Annotated in this window: 21 protein-coding genes, 1 tRNA gene and 1 pseudogene; 7 read left to right on the top strand and 16 right to left on the bottom strand. The window is 70.7% G+C overall.

The window, feature by feature from the left end; genetic code table 11:
• Positions 1-355 precede the first annotated feature (355 nt).
• The 3 genes from ACLL81_RS06345 to ACLL81_RS06335 all read right to left on the bottom strand — a co-directional run bounded on the left by ACLL81_RS06345 (position 356) and on the right by ACLL81_RS06335 (position 1,035).
• Complete coding sequence (locus ACLL81_RS06345) at positions 356-541, bottom strand: hypothetical protein (protein WP_411287503.1); 186 nt, start codon at positions 539-541, stop codon at positions 356-358.
• Between the two features lie 25 nt (positions 542-566).
• Positions 567-674 (bottom strand): hypothetical protein, encoded by a 108-nt coding sequence (locus tag ACLL81_RS06340; protein ID WP_411287505.1) that lies wholly within the window; start codon positions 672-674, stop codon positions 567-569.
• 163 nt (positions 675-837) lie between these two features.
• Positions 838-1,035 (bottom strand): hypothetical protein, encoded by a 198-nt coding sequence (locus ACLL81_RS06335; protein ID WP_411287502.1) that lies wholly within the window; start codon positions 1,033-1,035, stop codon positions 838-840.
• 116 nt (positions 1,036-1,151) lie between these two features.
• Between ACLL81_RS06335 and ACLL81_RS06330 the strand changes: the two genes are divergently transcribed.
• Together ACLL81_RS06330 and ACLL81_RS06325 are read left to right on the top strand one after the other, a co-directional pair.
• Positions 1,152-2,189, top strand: a complete 1,038-nt coding sequence (locus ACLL81_RS06330; protein ID WP_411287501.1) for a hypothetical protein — start codon at positions 1,152-1,154, stop codon at positions 2,187-2,189.
• Positions 2,190-2,254: 65 nt separating this feature from the next.
• Positions 2,255-2,773, top strand: coding sequence for a hemerythrin domain-containing protein (locus ACLL81_RS06325; RefSeq protein WP_411287500.1), 519 nt, complete (start codon positions 2,255-2,257; stop codon positions 2,771-2,773).
• A 259-nt stretch (positions 2,774-3,032) separates the two neighbouring features.
• Here the strand turns inward: ACLL81_RS06325 and ACLL81_RS06320 are convergent, their stop codons facing one another.
• From ACLL81_RS06320 to ACLL81_RS06300, 5 genes are all read right to left on the bottom strand, one after another.
• The gene (locus tag ACLL81_RS06320; RefSeq protein ID WP_411287499.1) at positions 3,033-3,302 is read right to left on the bottom strand and encodes a hypothetical protein; all 270 of its coding nucleotides are present in this window, start codon (positions 3,300-3,302) and stop codon (positions 3,033-3,035) included.
• Positions 3,303-3,369: 67 nt separating this feature from the next.
• Positions 3,370-3,627 carry a putative quinol monooxygenase gene (locus ACLL81_RS06315; RefSeq protein WP_411287504.1) on the bottom strand — a complete coding sequence of 86 codons (258 nt, stop codon included), beginning with the start codon at positions 3,625-3,627 and terminating at the stop codon, positions 3,370-3,372.
• 87 nt (positions 3,628-3,714) lie between these two features.
• Positions 3,715-4,947: a PQQ-dependent sugar dehydrogenase gene (locus tag ACLL81_RS06310; protein WP_411287498.1), complete on the bottom strand. Its 1,233-nt coding sequence runs from the start codon at positions 4,945-4,947 to the stop codon at positions 3,715-3,717.
• 42 nt (positions 4,948-4,989) lie between these two features.
• Positions 4,990-6,675, bottom strand: coding sequence for an asparagine synthase (glutamine-hydrolyzing) (gene asnB / locus ACLL81_RS06305; protein ID WP_411287497.1), 1,686 nt, complete (start codon positions 6,673-6,675; stop codon positions 4,990-4,992).
• Positions 6,675-7,703, bottom strand: coding sequence for a glycosyltransferase (locus ACLL81_RS06300; RefSeq protein ID WP_411287496.1), 1,029 nt, complete (start codon positions 7,701-7,703; stop codon positions 6,675-6,677). Before ACLL81_RS06300 ends, asnB begins: the two co-directional genes overlap by 1 nt.
• Positions 7,704-7,800: 97 nt before the next feature.
• Between ACLL81_RS06300 and ACLL81_RS06295 the strand changes: the two genes are divergently transcribed.
• Positions 7,801-7,877: transfer RNA gene (locus ACLL81_RS06295), tRNA-Met, on the top strand.
• A 13-nt stretch (positions 7,878-7,890) separates the two neighbouring features.
• Here ACLL81_RS06295 and ACLL81_RS06290 read toward each other — a convergent pair.
• Positions 7,891-9,537 carry a glycosyltransferase family 4 protein gene (locus tag ACLL81_RS06290; protein ID WP_411287495.1) on the bottom strand — a complete coding sequence of 549 codons (1,647 nt, stop codon included), beginning with the start codon at positions 9,535-9,537 and terminating at the stop codon, positions 7,891-7,893.
• Positions 9,538-9,590: 53 nt separating this feature from the next.
• On the opposite strand from ACLL81_RS06290, the gene ACLL81_RS06285 reads away from it, so the two are divergent.
• On the top strand, positions 9,591-10,151 hold the full coding sequence (locus ACLL81_RS06285; protein WP_411287494.1) for a class I SAM-dependent methyltransferase: 561 nt from the start codon (positions 9,591-9,593) through the stop codon (positions 10,149-10,151).
• On the opposite strand, the gene ACLL81_RS06280 is transcribed toward ACLL81_RS06285, so the two are convergent.
• Both ACLL81_RS06280 and ACLL81_RS06275 read right to left on the bottom strand, forming a co-directional pair.
• Positions 10,148-10,771 (bottom strand): class I SAM-dependent methyltransferase, encoded by a 624-nt coding sequence (locus ACLL81_RS06280; RefSeq protein ID WP_411287493.1) that lies wholly within the window; start codon positions 10,769-10,771, stop codon positions 10,148-10,150. The genes ACLL81_RS06285 and ACLL81_RS06280 overlap by 4 nt on opposite strands.
• Before the next feature lie 21 nt (positions 10,772-10,792).
• Complete coding sequence (locus tag ACLL81_RS06275) at positions 10,793-11,833, bottom strand: DUF2125 domain-containing protein (protein WP_411287492.1); 1,041 nt, start codon at positions 11,831-11,833, stop codon at positions 10,793-10,795.
• On the opposite strand from ACLL81_RS06275, the gene ACLL81_RS06270 reads away from it, so the two are divergent.
• A complete protein-coding gene (locus ACLL81_RS06270) occupies positions 11,832-12,392 on the top strand; it encodes a gamma-glutamylcyclotransferase (protein WP_411287491.1) in 561 nt (186 codons plus the stop codon). The genes ACLL81_RS06275 and ACLL81_RS06270 overlap by 2 nt on opposite strands.
• Here ACLL81_RS06270 and ACLL81_RS06265 read toward each other — a convergent pair.
• Genes ACLL81_RS06265 through ftsE form a run of 4 tightly spaced genes read right to left on the bottom strand, consistent with a single transcriptional unit; the run spans position 12,389 to position 15,340 of the window.
• Complete coding sequence (locus ACLL81_RS06265) at positions 12,389-13,096, bottom strand: lysophospholipid acyltransferase family protein (RefSeq protein WP_411287490.1); 708 nt, start codon at positions 13,094-13,096, stop codon at positions 12,389-12,391. The genes ACLL81_RS06270 and ACLL81_RS06265 overlap by 4 nt on opposite strands.
• Entirely contained in the window at positions 13,093-13,725 is a 633-nt protein-coding gene (locus ACLL81_RS06260) for a YdcF family protein (RefSeq protein WP_411287489.1), read from the bottom strand. Before ACLL81_RS06260 ends, ACLL81_RS06265 begins: the two co-directional genes overlap by 4 nt.
• Positions 13,722-14,615, bottom strand: a complete 894-nt coding sequence (locus ACLL81_RS06255; protein ID WP_411287488.1) for a cell division protein FtsX — start codon at positions 14,613-14,615, stop codon at positions 13,722-13,724. Before ACLL81_RS06255 ends, ACLL81_RS06260 begins: the two co-directional genes overlap by 4 nt.
• Positions 14,612-15,340, bottom strand: a complete 729-nt coding sequence (ftsE, locus tag ACLL81_RS06250) for a cell division ATP-binding protein FtsE (RefSeq protein ID WP_411287487.1) — start codon at positions 15,338-15,340, stop codon at positions 14,612-14,614. Before ftsE ends, ACLL81_RS06255 begins: the two co-directional genes overlap by 4 nt.
• Positions 15,341-15,397: 57 nt before the next feature.
• Here ftsE and ACLL81_RS06245 point away from each other — a divergent pair, with 57 nt between their 5' ends.
• Positions 15,398-16,228, top strand: a complete 831-nt coding sequence (locus tag ACLL81_RS06245) for a DUF3426 domain-containing protein (RefSeq protein WP_411287486.1) — start codon at positions 15,398-15,400, stop codon at positions 16,226-16,228.
• The gene (locus tag ACLL81_RS06240) at positions 16,221-16,748 is read left to right on the top strand and encodes a phosphoribosyltransferase (protein ID WP_411287485.1); all 528 of its coding nucleotides are present in this window, start codon (positions 16,221-16,223) and stop codon (positions 16,746-16,748) included. Before ACLL81_RS06245 ends, ACLL81_RS06240 begins: the two co-directional genes overlap by 8 nt.
• A gap of 4 nt (positions 16,749-16,752) precedes the next feature.
• Here the strand turns inward: ACLL81_RS06240 and ACLL81_RS06235 are convergent.
• Positions 16,753-17,007: pseudogene (locus tag ACLL81_RS06235) on the bottom strand (diaminopimelate decarboxylase); the annotation flags it as partial.

Below are 17,007 nucleotides of genomic sequence, written 5' to 3'. Positions count from 1 at the left end.
TGGCGGGACGCACCACGGTGCCGAACGACAGGTCGGTGGTCTTGGTCAGCACAATCGGCTGGAAGATGGTGCCCGACGTGGGCGTCGCGGCCGTCGACGAAGCTTGCGCAAGGGCCGAGGTCGCGATGACCGAAGCGATGGCGGCGCCGATGAGAACGTTGCGGATCATGGTCATGTCATCCGTGGAGGCGGTTTCTGTTCTGGCCCCCGTCGTCCCGGAATGAAACATCCCGAACCGGCGATGGCCGCTTACGCCTCGACAAAGCAATGACGGCGCCAACTGTTCCAGGCCAGGGCGCCTGGGCCGCCAAGTCTCAGGTCGCGGTGGCCTTCTCGGTAGACGGGCGCTAGCGCCTTACTTCCGCAGTTGCGGCTTCGACCGGGCGGCCGAGCGCGCGGAAGCCTCCCGCTCGGAGCGGATCTGGCCGGCGCGGGAATTCACGGCGGGGCCCTGGGCGGCCTGTGGCTTGCCGGCGGCGCGGCGCTGGGCGCGGTTCATCAGCGCGGGCGGCGGGGCGTCGGGGTCGGTCTCGTCGGTCATGGCGGTTCTATAGCACAAGGGGTCGCTAGCGGCGTTCGTGGACCACCTGGCCGTCCACCACGGTCAGCACGGCGTGGCCCTTCGGAACTTCGGCCACTGGCGTGGTCATCAGGTCGACAGAGAAGGCGCTCAGGTCGGCGCGCTTGCCGACCTCAAGCGTACCCAGATCGGCCTCGGCGAAGCGGGCGTGGGCGGCCTGGTGCGGCTAGAGCGAGCAGCGTGATGAGGTCGTCGTATTGCGCATGGCTCAGCTAACGCCTGCGGGAGCCGACTGCCAGCGTCCGTCGCCCCCGGCCCTAGTGCGGCCCGCCCGCGTCGTCGGCCAGGGCGTGCTGGTAGACGGCGTTGGCCATGCCGCGGACGCTGGCGGCGGCGGTCTTGCTGGCGGTCTCGCCCACCAGGCTCGCGGCCTCTTCGGCCATGCGGTCCAGCGCCTCCGCGGCCTCCCTCAGCCGGCGGTAGACGTCCAGGTCGGAGAGGGGCTGCGTGCTCATTAGCGCTTCGTGTAGCGGGGTGAAGCCGGTTGCGCCACGGGAACCTCTGCGCGCAACATGCCGGCATTGTTCGACCGCTATTCTGCAGCGTCCATTGTTCGACCCCAGGATTTCCCATGCCGCCGATCGTCCTGCGCGCCGCCGCCCTTTCCCTGGCCGCCCTGGCCTGCGCCACGCTTGCCCAGGCCGCCGACTATCGCGCGCCGCGCAACGCCTTCGGTCACCCGGACCTGCAGGGCGTCTGGACCAACGCCTCGCTCACCAGCGTCGAGCGGCCGGGGAACTTCAAGACCCTGGTGATTCCCGAGGCCGAGGCGGTCGCATTCGAGACCCGCCGCGCCGTGATGCGCGCCGCCCAGGACACGCCGACCGATCCCAACGCCCCGGCTCCGCCCTCCGGCGCCGACGTGGGCGGCTACAACGCGGTGTGGACGGATCCGGGCACGGCGCTAGGCCGCATCAAAGGGGAGGTTCGCACCTCCTGGCTCATCGATCCGGCGGACGGCAAGCTGCCCTACAGCGCTGCCGGCCGTAAAGCCTTCGAGACGCAGTTGGCCTTCGTGCGGGGCACATTCGACGGCCCGGAGAGCCGCCCCCTGGGCGAACGCTGCATCCTGGGCTTCGGCTCCACCGCCGGGCCGCCGATGCTGAACGTGCTCTACAACAACAACTATCAGATCGTGCAGACCGCCGATCAGGTGGCCATCGTGGTGGAGATGAACCACGACGCGCGCATCGTGCGCCTGGGTGGCCAGCACCTGCCGGCCCACATCCGGCCCTGGATGGGCGATTCCATCGGCCGCTGGGAGGGCGACACTCTCGTGGTGGAGACCACCAACTTCAATCCGGGGGAGAACCTGCGTCCCTATTTCGGCGCCACGATCTACATCTCCGAGCGCGCCAAGGTGATCGAGCGCTTCACCCGGGTCTCGCCGACCCAGATCCTCTATGGCTTCACCGTTGACGACCCGGCCACCTACACCCAGGCTTGGCGCGCCGAGATGCCGCTCACCGCCTCGCCCGGGCCGGTCTACGAATATGCCTGCCACGAAGGCAATTACTCGCTGCCCGGCATCTTGGCCGGCGCCCGGCGCGACGAGCAGCAGGGGCGGAAAACCGAGGCGGTCGACATCTCCGAAGGTGAGAACGACTAGCGCCTGGAACGCGCCTGGCCGGACCACGTTCTGGGACCAGATCACCCCTGGACTGGAGAGTTGTCATGGCCGACCCCACCCCCACCGACGCGATCGCCCTGCTCAAGGCCGACCACCGCAAGGTCGAAGAACTGTTCGCCAGCTACGAAGCCGCCAAGGGCGACGGCAGGAAGAAGGCTCTTGCGGAAGAAATCTGCATGGAGCTGACGGTCCACGCCAAGATCGAGGAGGACGTGTTCTACCCGGCCTGCGAGGGCGTGGTGGAGGAAGACCTTCTGAACGAGGCCTATGTGGAACATGACGGCGCCAAGGTGCTGATCGCCGAGATCGAAGCCGGCGGCCCCGACGAGAAGTTCTATGACGCCAAGGTCAAGGTGCTCTCCGAGATGATCGAGCATCACGTCAAGGAAGAAGAGATGCGCGTCGAGGGCATGTTCTCCCAGGCTCGCAAGGGCGGCCTGGACATGGTCGCGGTGGGCGAACGGATGGCCGCCGAGAAGAAGAACCTGCTGGCGGCCTACAAGTCCGGTGGCACGCCCAAGCCCGAGACAACGACGCTGAACATCACCAGCCTGGGCGCCTGACGCCGCTGCGGTCGACTCCTGGGCGCCTGCCACGTCTCGTGGGCGGACGCGAATGGAGGGGCCGATGCGGACGAGCTCTCTGATCCTGGTTGTTCTGGTCCTGGCCGGCGGGCGCGCCGACGGCGGACGGGTGGCTAGCCGCCGCGGTGGCTGACTGCATGGAGGCGGACGGCAGGATCAGCGTTGTGGCCGGCAAGGCCGCAGCAAAACCCAGCGAGACGTAAGGCCGCCGCCGGAGCGGCGGCCTTGGTCTGAGAACCTACTTCTGCTCGGCGGCCGCGTCGACGGCGGCGTCGGTCTTGCGGGCGGCGGTTCCGGCCGCGTCGGCCGTGGCGCCAGCAGCGTTTCTGGCCGCTGCAACCGTGGCGTCGGCGGCGGCTTCGGTGTTGACCGCGGTGTCGCTGGCGGCGGATGCCGCCGCGGCGCCGGCATGATCGGCGGCGGCCGCAGCTTCGGTCTCGGTCTTCGGCGAACAGGCGACCAGCAACAGGCTGGCGGCGGCGGCGGTCACGAGGATGGAAAGGCGCATGTGTGTCTCCCTGGATGCACGAGGCCACCCTCTAGCGCCCTTCGGCCGATGTCCAACAGCTTCGCCGTCAGGGGCGCGGCGCCACCGGCAGGATGCGGACGGGCGTGCTGGACGCCACCAGCCCGCGCACCTGGACCATGAACTCCCGCGAGCCAACTTGCGCGAAATGCACGTCCAGCGCCGGCCGGTCCGCCCATTCCTCGTAGAAGAATAGCCGCAGCGGTTTCTCGCAGTCCGCATGGACGTTGTGCGATAGGCAGCCCGGCTCGCCGCGCGAGCGCTGCGAGTGCGCGCTCGCCGCCCCGCAACCCCTCGAAGGTGTCAGGCCGGGTGATCATCGAGCCGGTCACAATCAGCATGCATGCCTCCCTTTCGTGGGCGAGAGTGGGCCAACGGTGGGGCGCATCAGACGCTACTTGGGCGCCACGCGCAGCACCCGGCCCTTGTCATTGTCGGTGGCGAGATAGAGCGCGCCATCCGGCCCCACGATCACGTCGCGCAGCCGCTCGCCAACTTCGGTGAGCAGGCGCTCCTCGCCCACCACCCGGTCGCCGTCCAGCGTCAGCCGCGTCAGGTACTTCGGGGCCAAGCCGCCGACGAACAGGCTACCCTTCCAGGCCGGGACCAGATTGGCATCGTAGAAGGCCATGCCGGACGCCGCGATCACCGGGTCCCAGTAGTAGACCGGCTGTTCCATGCCGGCCTTGGCGGTGATCCCGCCGGTGATCGGCACGCCCTGGTACTCGATGCCATAGGCGATGGTCGGCCAGCCGTAGTCGCGCCCCTTCCGAGCGATATTCAGTTCGTCGCCGCCGCGGGTGCCGTGCTCGACCTCCCAAAGGTCGCCCGTGCGGGGATTGAGCGCCGCCGCCTGGATGTTGCGATGGCCGATCGACCAGATTTCGGCCGGAACCCCGGCCCGACCGACGAACGGATTGTCCTTCGGGATCGAGCCGTCGGCGTTGATCCGCACCACCTTGCCCAGGGCGCCGTCCATACGCTGCGCCTGCATCCGGCCATCGGGGATCGAACGATCGCCGGTGGTGACCAGCAGCTTGCCGTCGCGGGCGAACACCAGCCGGCCGCCATAGTGCATGGTCGACTTCAGGGTGGGCGCCTGGCGCCAGATCAGCTTCACGTTCTCCAGGCGCGGCGCTGCGCCCGTCACCAGCTTGCCGCGGGCCACCGCGGTGTTGGTCATGCCGGCCGCGTCACCCTGCGAGTAGGCGAAATAGACCAGGCCGTTGCGGGCGAAGGCCGGATCGATCGTCAAGCCCAGAAGACCGCCCTGGCCGCGGAGGTCGATGGGTGGCAGGCCCGTCACCGGCGGTGAAAGCCTGCCGTTCTCGAAGACGCGCAGTCGCCCGGGCTTCTCGCTGATCAGCAGGGCCCCGGACGGCAGGAACGCCAGACCCCAGGGCTTCTCGAGCCCGGTCACGTAGTCCCCGACAACGTAGGCGACGTTGGCCTTCATTTCCGGGACGCGGGTCTGGCCGGCGAAGGCCGGCGCCTGGTCCGCGCCGTTGGCGGCGCGGGTTTCGACGGGATCGCCCGCGACAGCCCTTCCCTCAGGTTGCGCCTGGCCGGCGGTTCCTCCGCAGGCGGCGAGCAGGGCTGCGGTGGCGGCGATGATCAGCTTGGTCATGGTCTGGAAACTCCGGGTCATCAGGCGATATCGGGCGAGGGGTCAGATCTTTCCGGCCACCGTCTCCAGAGCATCGTGGGGGGACGCGCCTTGAAGATGGATCAGGGACCAGATGGCGAAGAAGAGCAAAGGCCAGCGGCCGCCGTCGTCGGCGGCTGTGAACCGGGCTCCGGCGTCTGGCCCGACTACCCGGCGAATGGCCTCGACCTCGCCGATCCGCCCGGCGATCTCTGCGGCGCGCGGCGCGATCCAGGCGTCTACTGGCACGGTGAAGCCTTGCTTGCGGGCCCAGGGCTCGGCCGCCGGACAGGTGCGCTCCAGCCACTTGCGCAGAATCCACTTGCCGTAGCGCCCGCGCACCTTGAACCGGTCGGGCAGAGGGAAGGAGAAGGCGGCGACCTCGCGGTCGAGGAACGGCGTGCGGCCCTCCAGCCCGTGGGCCATCAGGCAGCGGTCGAGCTTCAGCAGGAGGTCGTTGGGTAGCCAAGTGGCCACGTCGGCCCATTGCGCGGCCTGCAGGCGGGTCAGCCCCGCCGGCGCCCGGGCCGCGGCGCGCCAGCGGGCCAGCACCCCCGGGTCTTCGGGTCGCGGTTCGGCCGGCCGGCCACCCAGCCAGGCGGGCCGCAGCGCACGCCGGTATCGGCCATAGCCGCCGAACAGTTCGTCGCCGCCTTCCCCGGTGAGCACCACGGTCAGCGTCCCCTTGGCGGCCTCCGCCAGCCGCCAGGTGGGCAAGGTCGCATAGTCGGCGGTGGGGTCGTCCTGGGCCCAGGCGACCTGCGGCAATATCCGCCAGAACTCCGCCTCGCCGAAACCGGTCTCGCGCCAGTCCAGGTCCAGCGCCCGGGCCACCCGCTCGGCCTGGGCGCGCTCGTCGCGGGCGCCGGGGGCGTCGAACCCGCAGGTGTAGGCGGTCACTGGCCGCGCGTTGAGCCGCGCCATCAGTGTGGCGATGGCCGCCGAGTCGATGCCGCCGGACAGGAATAGGCCGTAGGGCACGTCCGAGCGCTGGTGCACGGCTACGCTGTCCTCCAGCACGGCGTCCAGCCGGTCCAGAAGTTCGCGTTCGTCGCCGCCCGCGTCGCGCCGGGGGCGTAGGGGCCGTCGCACCTCGCTGGAGACCACGCGGCCATCGCCCACTTCAACGACCTCGCCGGGCGCCAGCCGGCGCAGCCCCTTGAAAATCGGGCTGAGCGTATAGTTGAAGGCGATCAGCTCATCCGCGGCGCCCGGCGCCAGTTCCGGCTTCACCAGTCCGGCTGCGAAGAAGGCCCTGGGTTCCGAGGCGAAGGCCAGGCCCTGATCATGCTCCAGGATGTAGAGCGGCTTGATGCCGAATGGGTCACGGGCCAGCCAGGCGCGGCCGTCCTGGCCGATCAGGCAGAAGGCGTACATTCCGCGCAGCCGCGCGAAGGCGGCGGCCCCTTCCTGGGCGTAGAGATGCAGCAGGGGCTCAAAGTCCGAGCCGGTGGCCAGGCGCCCGCCCAGATCGAAGTCCCGTGCCAGCTCCAGGTAATTGTAGATTTCGCCGTTGCCGATGACAGTCGAGCCGGCCGCGCTGAGCGGCTGCCAGCCTCCCTCCAGATCAATGATGGAGAGCCTGGCGTGGGCCAGTTCGGCGCCGGCCTGCACCTCCACCCGCAGCCCGTCCGGCCCGCGATGGGTCAGCGCCCCGATCATGGCGCGCGCGGATCGGCCCCGCCCCAGTTCGCCGGCGATACCGCACATCAGCCGGCCCCGTGCCCGGCGAACAGGGCCTTCCAGCGGGCGACCACCGCGGCCTGCGAGAACTCCGCGGCGACCCGCTCGGCGCCCGCTTGCACGAACCGGGCGCGCAGGGCCGGCTCAGCCAGCACTTGGCGCACGCCCGCGGCCAGGGCCCCGGCGTCATCGATCGGGATCAGCAAGCCGTCCTCTCCTGAGCGGATCAGCGCCCTTGGGCCCTGGCTCGCGGCGGCCACCACCGGCAGGCCGTGCGCCCAGGCCTGGATGACCACATTGCCGAGCGGCTCGTAGCGCGAGGGGAAGACACAGACATCGGCTGCCCGGTAGAGCGCCGATGGGTCGGTTCGCCAGCCCAGGAACCGCACGCGGGACGCCACGCCGAGCGCCTCCGCCATGCCGCGCAGCTTGGCCTCCAGAGGGCCGACACCGGCGATCCACAGGTAGGCGTCGGGAAGCCGGGTGAGGGCATGCAGGCTGACGTCGTGGGCCTTCGACTCATGCAGCCGGCCCATCGCCAGTAGCAACGGGACGCCTGGCGGTGTCTCCAGGCCGGATCGGTCCGCCGCCTCACCCTGCGGCGGCGCGGCGGCGAAGTTGGGGATGCAGCTCACCCGCCCCACCGGCCAGCCCTGGCCCACCACCCAGTCGGCGATGTCCTCGGTGTTGGCCACCAGGTGGTCGAAGCCCTGATAGTATTTGAGGTTGTAGTAGCCCCCCAGCCGGCCAATCCGGTTCCAGGGCCCCTTGGGCGTGTGCCGGGCCGCCCGGTTCATCCAGGCCAGGGCCAGGGTGACGCCCTGACGCCGGGCGAAGGCCGCCGCCTGGGGTTTGGTGAAGAGGTCGATGGGCCCGCCGAACCGCAGGACCTCCACCTGCAGGCCCGCCGCGCCCAGACGCGCCTGGCGTCCCGGGTGTCCGCGAATCGCCGCGGCCTGCGCGACGCCGGAGCGTTGCAACGCTGTCGCCAGATCGACGAAATAGGTTTCCGCGCCGCCTTCGCCGGCCGTTCCCAGGAGGTGAAGCACGCTCATCGCAGGCGTAACCTTAGCGGCTCGCGGGCCTGCGCCCAAGCCGCTTGAAGCGGGCAAACCGAAACCCTATAACCCGCGCCTCGCGCGCGAGACCCATGGCTGGGTAGCTCAGATGGTTAGAGCGGTGGATTCATAACCCACAGGTCGGCGGTTCGATCCCGCCCCCAGCTACCACTCGCTCCCGCGGTCAGTCCGCCAGGTCCACCACTCCCAGCTTCGCCAGCCGCGCAATGGCCAGCGCCATGCGTGCAGGCTCGACACCGATCACGCCGGCCAGGTCGCTGACGGTGCGGGATCCGGCCTCCAGCGCGTCCAGCAGCGAAGCCACCACGGCAGGCGGCGGCGCCCAGTAGGTCATCATCGGGTGGGCGATGGTGGCGGCGTAGCCGTCGGCGGTCGCACCCGCGGCACGGCTCACCCGGGTGTCCGGCGCAACGTGCGCGCTGGGATAGTGAGCGAAGGCTTCGAAGGGATCGCGGTGACCCGTGCCGGTGCGGGGGGCGGCGGCCAGCCAGGCGTTGCGCTCAGCAGCGCCCGCCAGCCGGATCGCCGTCTGTTCGTCCCAGAGATCCTGGTAGGCGCGGTAGACGGACGCCCAGTCGAAGTTCTCGCGCGCCCGGGCCTGGCCGGCGGCGCCCAGGCGGCGGCGCAGGTCCGGATCCGTGACCAGTTCCACGAGCCGGGCGACCAGGGCGCCCATGTCGATCGACACGGCTGTGCTGGCGCGGCTGAGGTAGCGGTCGTAGTCGGCGGCGCCGGTCTCGTAGTCGCGGGCGACCTCGTCGCCGGTCCCCGGTTCCGGCGCCCAGGTGCGGATGCGGAAGCCGTCGACCCCGTCCCGGACGGTGTCCTTGTAGCCGTTCCAGTCGCTGACCACGACCGGCAGGCCCGCGGCCATGGCCTCCAGCGGGGTGATCCCGAAGGTCTCCTGGACGCTGTCGGAGAGCGACAGGAAGAGATCCGCCGCGGCCCAGCTGCGCCCATAGTCCGCAGCGTCCTTGCCGCTGACGAAGATCGCCCGCACGCCGGGGCAGAAGGCCGGTGGTGCCGAACGGTAGAGCGCCTCGATGCCGGCGTTGAAGAACTGCCCGGCCTGGATCAGCGTGACCTTGCGGCCGGTGCGCTCCGCCGCCTGCTGCAGGCCGCGCAGCATCGGATAGGGATGCGCCTTGCCGTTGAACGACAGCCGCCCGGCGAACAGCGCCACCACTTCGTCCGGGCCGATCCCCAGGCGCCGGCGGGCCGCCTGGCGCGCGTCTTCGGTGAAGGCGAAGTCGGCGCTGTGCACCCCCAGCGGAATCACCGGCGTCAGCGGACGAGGCAGGATCTGGCCCTGGCCGGTGCGCCAGCGCAGGTAGTCGGACTGGTGGTCGAGGGTCGAGTTGACCAGGCCCAGGGCCGCGCTTGAGGTACAGACCAGCGCATCCCACGGCATCACCGGCGCGGTGAGGATGTCGGCGATCCCTTCCAGGGTGTGGCTGGTGGCCAGGGTGTGGGTCACCCCGCAAAGGCTGTAGGCGCTAGGCCCGGCGCGCAGCCGCAGACGCGCTGCGGCCCCCAGGATCTGGTCGGGCCGATAGAGCACGCCCACTTCGGCCAACTGATCCAACCGGTCGCCGGCGATCCAGCGGGTCTGCGCTGCCGGGTCGGTTTCCCGCGCCGCGACCTGGAACGCCTCGAACGAGGCGGCGAACGGCGTGTAGGCGTTGATCGTCTGGCTGGCCTGGGCCAGCACGGCCGCGCGCAGGAACCCGTTCCCCGCCGCCTGCCGGCCCATCAGCCTGGGCCCGCTCAGCAGATAGCCGTCCGGTTCGAAGAGGATGGCGGCGTCCATGCCACCGCGCTTAACATGGCGCCCTGACGGACCAAAGACGACGAGGCCCTGGCGTGAAGCTCAATCTCGGCTGCGGCTTCGACAAGCGCGAGGGCTGGCACAACGTCGACAGCTTCGCCGAGTGCCAGCCGGACCAGTTGCTGGACATCGAGCAGACCCCCTGGGACCTGCCAACCGATGGCTACGACCACATCCTGATGAAGCATGTGCTCGAACATGTGGGCGCCGACTTCAAGGTGTTCGCCGCGGTGATGCGCGAGCTGCACCGTGTGGCCGCGCCCGACGGCATCGTCGAGATTCACGTGCCGCACGTGCGCCACGACACTTTCTGGTCCGATCCCACCCATGTGCGGGCGTTCACCCCGCTGACCTTCCAGATGATGTCCAAGCGGCAGAACCGCATCTGGATGGAGGCCCGCGCCAACTACACCATGCTGGCCTTCCTCATGGACGTGGACTTCGAGGTGGAGAGCGGGGTGCAGGTCTATGACCCGCGCTGGTGGGCCAAGGTGCAGAGCGGCGAGATCACCCAGGATGCGCTGCGCGAAGCCGGCGACACCTCCTGGAACGTGACGCGCGAGCTTCAGATCAAACTGCGCGCGGTGAAGCGCTAACCCGGCCGCGCCGAGCCCCACTCGTTCCAGCCGGCGAATCTGGGCGTGCGCGGGACGTACATGGTGGCAAGGCTTTCCAAGGTAAAGCCGCCGGCCTGGATCGCTGAAGCCACCGGCCGGGTCAGGTGGCAGCCGCCGGCGATGCGTTTCCAGACCGGCTCGATGCGCCGCTGCCACCTGGCGACATCGGCGTCGGGCGCCGCGCCATGCTCGCAGAACAGCAGCCGGCCCGAGGGCTTCAGCACCCGCTTCGCCTCGGCCAGGGCCTCGGCGGGAGTGTGCACAGAGCACAGGGTGAAGGTGCAGACGACGGTGTCGAAGCTGGCGTCCTCGAACGGCAGGGCCTCCGCCGTCCCGTCCACCACCTGCACCTCCAGGCCAGGCGGCCGGGGCGCGGCCTGGGCGGCGGCGCGCAGCTCCGGCGCGGGATCGACGCCGATGACGCTGGTCACCTTGCCCGGATCATAGAAGCCGAGATTCAGGCCCATACCGATGCCGAGTTCCAGCACCCGGCCTTCAGCCTTGGGCACGATCTTGGCCCGCTGCTTCATCATCGGCGGCGACGAGCAGGCGCAGTTGAGCAGCTTCGGCAGGATATAGCGGTCGTAGAGCGAAGCCATCGTCCGTTCCCCAAGTTCGCGTCAGCGCTGGTAGACCTTCGGCGCCGGACCGATGGCCACCGGCCCCAGCGTGGTCTGGCCGGCCTGGAAGTTTATGGTCGCTCGGGCCGCCTCGTTGGCGCCTTGCCGGGCCTCGGTGACGACGACGGCGGCTGCGGCGGTCTCCGGCGCGATCACGCCCGTCTCGCCCATGGCCCCCAGGACCCGGGGCGCCTGGCGTAGCGTCACGTCCAGCACCCCGGTCAGTCGGCCGTCGGATCCGACGCTGAGGGCGCCGGAGTTGGCCCCGACCACCGCCTCGCCCGCGGTGACCCCGCCGCGGCGCACGTTCATCAGCCCGCCGGCGTCGGTCCAGTTGCGCACCGCGTCGGGCCAGTCGCGGCCCTTGAAGGCGCTGATCTTGGACAGCGTCGATTCCCAGACGATGGAGATCGGCCGGTCGCCGGCGATCCGCCCGAACAGGCCCGACAGCCGCGCCGCGCCATTGTCCACCTTCACGAACAGCCCGCCCTCGTCGTCCGGGCCCGGGCGCAGGTGGAACTCCACGCGGTCGGCGGCGGAGAGGGCGAAGGGCTGGGCGCCGGCGGCCGGCTGGAAGGTCAGCTTGACGCCTTCGAAAGAGAAGCGCGGCGGATGCCTGTCGAACCCGCCCAGGCTGGCGCGGATCAGCTCGCCCTTGACCGCCACCGGCCCGCCGATCGGCCGCACGAAGGTTGCGCCGTCGGGCGCCGCCAGCATCCACTGGCCTACCGCGTGCATATAGGCCTGGGCCTCCAGCTTCGGCGCGGTGAGCGCCCAGCCGGAGGGCTCGCGAACCCGGGCGTCGGTGAGGGTCACGTTCATCCGGAACGGGTAGCCCCCAATGCCCCGCTCGCCCCAGCTCACCTCGTAACCCGCCGCCTTCAGGCTGGCCACGGCGGCGTCCATCCGCACCCGCGTCTCGCTGCGGGCGTAGAGCCAGTAGGCCGTCCAGCCCGCCACGGCTGCGAGCAGCAGAACGAAGGGCAGGTAGAGGCCCAGGCGGCGACGTTTGCGGGGCGGGGACAGATCGTGCAGAGACATGGGCCTTAGGGTCTTGAGCGTGGGCTGGATGTCGGGCGAGCGGTGGGTCTTCGGCTATGGCTCGCTGATGTGGCGGCCGGGGTTTCCATATATGGAGCGCAGCCCCGCGACACTACATGGCCGCCGGCGCGCCTTCTGCATCTATTCCATCCACCATCGCGGCACCTATGAGCGCCCCGGGCTGGTGCTGGGCCTGGCCCCGGGCGGGGCTGTGCGCGGGGTCGCCTACCGCATCGCCGAGGCCGACTGGCCGGCCGCCTACGCCTATCTGCGCGAGCGCGAGCAGCCGACCGAGACCTATGTGGAGGCCAGCCGCCCCGTGCGTCTGGCGGATGGCCGGCGGGTGGATGTGCTGGTGTTCCTCTCCGACGTCGGCCACCCGCAGTGGGCCGGGGCGCTCAGCGTGGCGCGACAGGCGGAGCTGATCGCCGGCGCCAGAGGGCTGTCGGGCCGCAACGTCGACTATCTTCGCGACCTGGTGGAGCACCTCCGGGCGGAAGGCGTGCGCGATCCCGGCCTGGAGACCGTGCTGTCGCTGGTCGAGGCGCGAGAAGCCTAGAGCGCCAGCAGCTTGGCCGAGGCCGTCTCGATCCGCTCCGTCAGGATGCGCATGAATTCGGCGCGCTTGAGCCCCGGCGGGATGGGCTCGAGGTATTCGAAGACGATGACGCCTGGGGTGCGGATGAAGCCGTGGGCCGGCCAGTGGACGCCGGAGTTGGTGGCCACCGGGTGCACCGGCACGTCGATCTCCCGGTAGAGGGCGGCGATCCCGGGCTTGTAGTCGCCGGCCACGCCCGGGTCCCCGCGGGTGCCTTCCGGGAAGATCACCACCTGGCGGTCCTCGGCGAACCGTTCGCGGGCCTCGCGGACCAGCTTCTTCAGGGCCACGGAATGCGCCTCGCGGTCCACCACGATGGAGCGGACCTTGGCGGCGTACCAGCCGAACCCGGGGATCCAGGTCAGCTCCTTCTTCATCACGAAGGCCGATCGCGGCAGCACGGTGAACTGGGAGAAGACGTCCAGCATGCACTGGTGCTTGGGCGCCACCAGGGCCGGGCCGGTGGGGATGTGCTCGCGCCCGCGGATTTCCACCCGCACGTCACAGCAGACCCTGAGCAGGACATGGATGCCGCTCGCCCAGATGTCGAACATCCGCAGGCTCCACCGGGCGGGACCCGCGAGGATGGGCAAGGCGACGATCACCACGAACGCAGACCACAGGTAGAACAGCGCCACGAAGACGAGGGAGCGGACGGCGGTCACGGCTGGCCCTCCTGTTGCGCCGCGCCGGGCGGGTCCCGCGGACCCAGGCCCAGCACTGTCTCGCGGCCGAGGATGGCCAGGTACTTGGAATATTCCATGACCATCAAGCGCGTAGCGCGCGGGCTGCGCCACCAGCGCTTGGCCTTCAAGGACTCGGTGGGCACCGCATAGGCCTGCAGGTCCTCGTCGGGACCGTCATGGACAGCGCGCAGCTCCAGCATGGCGCGGGGCATGTGGTAGTCGGAGGTGACCACGATCAGCCGCCGGTAGCGCATGGCCTTGGCCCATTCGTCGGTCTCGCGGGCGTTACCCACGGTGTCGGCGGCGTTGAACCCCAGGTCGACGCAGCAGTCGTAGAGCCGGCGCACCGTGCCCGACAGGGTGCGGATGTCCTCGCGGCTGGCCTCGCGGTTGACGCCGGAGACCAGCACGCGCTGGGCCAGGCCGTCCTCCAGGAGGCTCACCGCCGCGCCGATGCGCTGGTCGGAGTTGACGCCGGTCAGGGCCACGATGCCGTCCGCCAGGACGGGCCTCACGGCCGGCGTGGACTGCTGCACCCGCGCGGCGAACGCGGCCAGCCCTGACAGCCAGATCAGCACCAGGACGAGAAAGGCGGCGACGGATCTCATTGCATGTCCCGGATCAGCCTGGCGGCGGTGAGCCGGGCGGCGGCGGCGGCCACGGCGGCGGCCAACAGCGGGCAGGGGAGCACGGCGGCCAGGTCGCTCCAGGCGATGGGCAGGGCCGGCGTCAGTCCCTCGCCGCCGCCCACCAGGCGCAGCAGGGCGCCAAGGCCCGCCGCCGCGGCGGCCCCCAGCGCGCCGGAGACCGCGGCGATCCAGGCGAAGCGTCGTTGGAACAGGCCCGCGATGTAGCTGTCCTGCGCGCCGGTCAGGTGCAGCACCTCGACCACGTCGCGGCGGGCGGCCAGGCCCGCGCGGGTGGCGAAGGCTACCACGGCGGCCGCGGCGGCGGCGATCAGCAGGAACACCCCGGCGCTCGCCCAGCGGACCACGTCTGCGGCGGCGCGGATGTCCTTGATCCAGACACTGTGGTCATCGACCACCGCATCCAGCCCCTGGGCCTGCAGGGCGCGCCGCAGCGCCGGACCGTTGGCCGGGTCGCGCTTGGCCAGGGTCACCGCCACCAGTCGGGGCACGGGCAGGTCATCAAGGTCGGCCACGTCGCCGATCCAGGGCCGGATCAGGTCGTAGGCCTTCTCGCGTTCGAGGGCTCTCGCCTCCACCACGCCGGGCACGCCGGCTAGGGCTTCCGCGGCGCGGGCCGAGGCCGCGTCGGGGGTCTCGCCGCCCCGGGCGCGGACGATCACCGTGGCCTCGCCGACCAGTTGGCCGGACCAGCCACGGGCGGCGCGGTCGGCGGCGATCACCCCCAGGCCGGTCAGGCAGGCCAGGAAGCAGAGCACGGCCACCACGAAGATTAGCGCCGGGTCGCGGGCCTCCTGCTGCGGCAGGAACGGCGCTGGACGCCAGCGGGCCGGATCGAACCGCTCGCTCAAGGTAGCACCGGGGCGCTCGCCGGCCGCTGGCTCAGCTTGCCGTCCTCCAGGTGCAGCATCGGGCGGCCTGAGCGGGCCACCAGGTCCTGGTCGTGAGTGGCGATGAGGACGGTGGTGCCCAGGCGGTTCAGCTCCACGAACAGGCGAAAGATGCGCAGCGCCATCTCGTGGTCGACATTGCCGGTGGGCTCGTCGGCCAGCAACAGGTCCGGACGATTGACCACGGCCCGCGCGATGGCCAGACGCTGCTGCTCGCCCCCGGCCAGGGTCGGGGGTAAGGCCTGCATTCGCGAGCCCAGCCCCACCCAGTTCAACAGCTCCGCCACGTCGCCGCGGTAGTCGGCGGCCTTGTGGCCCGAGATGCGCAGCGGCAGGGCGGCGTTGTCGAAGGCCGGCAGGTGGTCCAGCAGCCGCAGGTCCTGGAACACCACCCCGATGCGACGGCGCAGCTTTGGGCGCTTGTCGGCGGCGACGGTGGCTAGGTCCTGTCCGAACAGGTGGATGGTCCCCTTCGACGGCTTGCCGGCCAGGTAGATCAGCTTCAGCAGCGAGCTCTTCCCCGCGCCCGACGGCCCTGTGACAAAATGGAACGTTCCCGGCGCCAGGGCGAAGCTGAGATCGCTGAGCACCTCCGGTCCGCGGCCATAGCGCATGGAGACTCCGTCGAAACGGACGATCTCGTCGGCGGCGAAGTTCGTCGCGGCGGCGTTTGCGTTTCTGGACATGGGGGCCGAAATCGGCGACCTCGGAAGGAGGTTGCTGGAGCGTCCGATTCCAACGTCATGATACTGACCTGTCCAGAGTGCGCCACCAGCTATTTTGTGGATGACGCACGCATCCCCGCCGCGGGCCGCACCGTGAAGTGCGCGAACTGCGGTGCGCGCTGGATGGCGGTGCAGCCGGAGCCCGAGTCGGCGCCGCAACCCGTGGCTGACGAGCTGGTCGAAACCGCCCTCGAGGTCGAGGTCGACGACGCCACGCCCGGGATCGTGCCGCCGGCGCCGGAAGACTTCGAAATCATCGCCGAGCCTGCGCCGCACCGGCGCGTCAGGCCCACAACGGCCCGGGCCCGGCCAAAGACCGAGGCCCGCAACACCGCCTTCGTCTGGATCGGCATGGCCGCGGTGGTGGCCGCCATGATCGCCGCGGCTCTGGTGTTCCGGACCGAGGTGGTGCGCTTGTGGCCGCAGACCTCCGCGGCCTTCGCCGGCGTCGGCCTGCCGGTGAACAGCCTGGGCCTGGTGATCGAGGCGGTGCGCTTCGAGCCGACCTTCCAGGGCGGCCGGCCGGTGCTCTCGGTAACCGGGACCATCCGCAATGTGCGCACCACAGCCATCGCCGCGCCGCCGATCCGCATCAGCCTGCTGGACAGGGCGGGCAAGCCGCTGAGCGCCAAGATCGCCCGGCCTATCGAGGCCGACATCCCCGGCGGGGCGAAGCGCTATTTCGCAGTGATCATCGCCGACCCGCCCTCCGGCGCAGCGGACTTGGACGTGACTTTCGATACGGCAGCCCCGGCCGTCCCGCCGGCCGCCGCGCCAGCCGGGCCTGCCCCGACCGAGGCCGAGCCGCTGCCGGCCGGAACCCCGCACGCGCTTCCCGACCATGGCTGAGGCCGACCCCGTCGTCCTCATGACGGAGGCGGAGATCGCCGCCCGGGTCGAGGCGCTGGCCGTCACCATCGCGCCGCGTATCGACGACGAGACCGTCGCCGTCTGCCTGCTCACCGGCGGCCTGTGGTTCTGCGCCGACCTGATGCGTGCGCTGGCCCGCCAGGGCCGCCGGGTGCGCTTCGACGCCCTGTGGCTGGCCTCCTACAAGGACGAGCGGGTCAGCGCTGGGCGCTGCGAGGTGCGCGCCGACCTGCAGCGGCCTCTGGTCGGCCGCAAGGCGCTGATCGTCGACGACGTGTTCGACACCGGCCTGTCGCTGTCGGAGGCCGTGCGCCTGGTGGGCGACGCGGGCGCCAGCCAGGTGCTCACCGCGGTCTTCGCGCGCAAGCCCTGGCCCACGCCGCGGGCCATGGAGCCGGACTTCGTCGCCTGGGAAGCCCCCGCCCGCTTCCTGGTGGGCTACGGCATGGACGCCGCCGGCGCCCTGCGCGGCCTGCCCTATGTGGGCGCCCTGGACTGACGATCTAGAGCCAGGGCGCGGGGGCCTCGCGGGCCAGCATGTCCTCGTAGGTCGGCCGCGGACGGACCACCGCCCAGTCGGCGCCCCTGACCAGCACCTCCGGCGCCAGGAGCCGGCTGTTGTACTCGCTGGACATCACCGCGCCGTAGGCGCCGGCGGTCATGAAGGCAACCAGATCGCCTGCGGCCAGCGGCGGCAGGGCGCGGTCGCGGGTGAAGGTGTCGCCGGTCTCGCACACCGGGCCGACCACGTCGTAGGC

Origin of the sequence: Phenylobacterium sp. (assembly GCF_046590535.1) — a bacterium.
Taxonomy (GTDB): domain Bacteria; phylum Pseudomonadota; class Alphaproteobacteria; order Caulobacterales; family Caulobacteraceae; genus Phenylobacterium.
This window is presented reverse-complemented; position numbering and strand designations above follow the sequence as displayed.

Coding starts and splice junctions, on each gene's coding strand:
- ACLL81_RS06330 (WP_411287501.1), top strand. CDS start 1,152: ATGCCGCCGATCGTCCTGCGCGCCGCCGCCCTTTCCCTGGCCGCCCTG.
- ACLL81_RS06290 (WP_411287495.1), bottom strand. CDS start 9,537: ATGGACGCCGCCATCCTCTTCGAACCGGACGGCTATCTGCTGAGCGGG.
- ACLL81_RS06245 (WP_411287486.1), top strand. CDS start 15,398: ATGATACTGACCTGTCCAGAGTGCGCCACCAGCTATTTTGTGGATGAC.
- ACLL81_RS06275 (WP_411287492.1), bottom strand. CDS start 11,833: ATGTCTCTGCACGATCTGTCCCCGCCCCGCAAACGTCGCCGCCTGGGC.
- ACLL81_RS06320 (WP_411287499.1), bottom strand. CDS start 3,302: ATGCGCCTTTCCATCCTCGTGACCGCCGCCGCCGCCAGCCTGTTGCTG.
- ACLL81_RS06280 (WP_411287493.1), bottom strand. CDS start 10,771: ATGGCTTCGCTCTACGACCGCTATATCCTGCCGAAGCTGCTCAACTGC.
- ACLL81_RS06325 (WP_411287500.1), top strand. CDS start 2,255: ATGGCCGACCCCACCCCCACCGACGCGATCGCCCTGCTCAAGGCCGAC.
- ACLL81_RS06240 (WP_411287485.1), top strand. CDS start 16,221: ATGGCTGAGGCCGACCCCGTCGTCCTCATGACGGAGGCGGAGATCGCC.
- ACLL81_RS06310 (WP_411287498.1), bottom strand. CDS start 4,947: ATGACCAAGCTGATCATCGCCGCCACCGCAGCCCTGCTCGCCGCCTGC.
- ACLL81_RS06300 (WP_411287496.1), bottom strand. CDS start 7,703: ATGAGCGTGCTTCACCTCCTGGGAACGGCCGGCGAAGGCGGCGCGGAA.
- ACLL81_RS06270 (WP_411287491.1), top strand. CDS start 11,832: ATGGGCCTTAGGGTCTTGAGCGTGGGCTGGATGTCGGGCGAGCGGTGG.
- ACLL81_RS06260 (WP_411287489.1), bottom strand. CDS start 13,725: ATGAGATCCGTCGCCGCCTTTCTCGTCCTGGTGCTGATCTGGCTGTCA.
- ACLL81_RS06345 (WP_411287503.1), bottom strand. CDS start 541: ATGACCGACGAGACCGACCCCGACGCCCCGCCGCCCGCGCTGATGAAC.
- ftsE (WP_411287487.1), bottom strand. CDS start 15,340: ATGTCCAGAAACGCAAACGCCGCCGCGACGAACTTCGCCGCCGACGAG.
- asnB (WP_411287497.1), bottom strand. CDS start 6,675: ATGTGCGGTATCGCCGGCGAACTGGGGCGGGGCCGATCCGCGCGCGCC.
- ACLL81_RS06335 (WP_411287502.1), bottom strand. CDS start 1,035: ATGAGCACGCAGCCCCTCTCCGACCTGGACGTCTACCGCCGGCTGAGG.